Origin of the sequence: Methylobacterium sp. CCH5-D2 (assembly GCF_001556475.1) — a bacterium.
Lineage (GTDB): Bacteria > Pseudomonadota > Alphaproteobacteria > Rhizobiales > Beijerinckiaceae > Methylobacterium > Methylobacterium hispanicum.
In genome coordinates this window covers 1-1587 of the sequence record NZ_LSIX01000645.1, presented here as the reverse complement: position 1 = coordinate 1587, position 1587 = coordinate 1, and the positions used below count along the sequence as shown (strand labels likewise).

Here is a 1587-nt window from a genome sequence, read left to right as displayed (position 1 = left end):
AGCAGGTTCTGGCCGTAATTCGTCTTGGCGAAGAGCTCGCCCCGCGCCACCAGCTGCTCGCGCCCGATGAAGCCCTGCAGGTAGGCGATCTCCTCCAGGCAGGCCACCTGCAGGCCCTGCCGGTGCTGGATCGTGCGCACGAACTCGGAGGCCTCGAGCAGGCTGTCGTGTGTGCCGGTGTCGAGCCAGGCGTAGCCCCGGCTCATCCGCTCAACGTGGAGCTGGCCGCGCTCCAGATAGGCCTCGTTGACGCTCGTGATCTCCAGCTCGCCGCGGGGCGAGGGCTTCACGTCGGCGGCGATGTCGAGCACTTGGTTGTCGTAGAAGTAGAGGCCCGTGACCGCCCAGGTGGATTCGGGCTCCGATGGCTTCTCGACGAGGCGCAGGGGCCGGCCCGCCCGATCGAGGGTGACCACGCCGTAGGCCTGCGGGTTCTCGACATGGTAGGCGAACACGGTCGCGCCGGCCTTGCGGGCGGCGGCGCGCTCCAGCATCTCGCCCATGCCGGCGCCGAAGAACAGGTTGTCGCCGAGGATCAGCGCGACGTCGTCCGCGCCGACGAAGTCGCGCCCGATGATGAAGGCCTGGGCGAGGCCCTCGGGCCGGGGCTGCACGGCGTAGGAGAAGGTCAGGCCGAACTGCTCGCCGGTGCCGAACAGGCGCTGGTAGTTGCCGAGGTGTTCCGGGCTCGAGATGATCAGGATATCCCGGATTCCGGCGAGCATCAGCACCGATACGGGGTAGTAGATCATCGGCTTGTCGTAGACCGGCAGGAGCTGCTTGTTGATCGACAGCGTCGCCGGGTGCAGCCGCGTGCCGGAACCTCCGGCCAGAACGATCCCCTTCATCCTCAAACTCCGGTGCCGACCGGGCCGACGAGCCGGTCGAGAATGTCGTCGAGCGCCGCCTGCCAGGGGCGCATGGTGATGCCGTAGGCCTGGGCCAGCGTCTCGGTCGAGAGGACCGAGTTGGCGGGTCGCCGCGCCGGTGTCGGGTAGGCCGAGGTCGGGATGCCCGACACGGGCACGCTCCGGCCGCCGCGCCGGGCTGCACCCGCCACGATGGCCTCGGCGAAGCCGTGCCACGTGGTCTCGCCCGCGTTGACGCAGTGGAAGGTGCCGGTCGGCGCCGACGCGTCCGCGACGAGGCGCAGGGTCACGGTCTTCAGCGCCGCGGCGAGGTCGGCGGCCGAGGTCGGGCAGCCGTGCTGGTCGGCGACGACGTTGAGGCCGTCGCGCTCGGCGGAGAGCCGCAGCATGGTCTTCACGAAGTTCGCCCGGTGCGGGCTCACCACCCAGGCGGTGCGCAGGATGGCGTGGCGCGGGTTGGCGGTGCGCACGGCGAGTTCGCCCGCCGCCTTGCTGGCGCCGTAGACGCTCTGCGGGTCGATCGGGTCGTCCGGCCAGTAGGGGCCGGGGGTCTCCCCGTCGAAGACGTAGTCGGTCGAGACGTGGACGAGCGGGATCCCGGCCCGCGCCGTCTCCGCGGCGAGGTAGGCGGGCGCCAGCGCGTTGAGCCGCCAGGCCTCGGCCACCGCGCTCTCGGCCTTGTCCACCGCCGTGTAGGCGGCCGTGTTGATCACCGCGC

2 protein-coding genes are annotated in these 1587 nt (G+C 71.0%); both read right to left on the bottom strand.

The features are described from left to right. A partial coding sequence (gene rfbA, locus AX737_RS17120) for a glucose-1-phosphate thymidylyltransferase RfbA (RefSeq protein ID WP_066923532.1) occupies nt 1–848 on the bottom strand: 848 nt, incomplete at its 3' end. Between the two features lie 2 nt (nt 849–850). Continuing rightward, the coding region (rfbD, locus tag AX737_RS17115; protein ID WP_066923528.1) for a dTDP-4-dehydrorhamnose reductase at nt 851–1587 on the bottom strand (737 nt) is incomplete at its 5' end.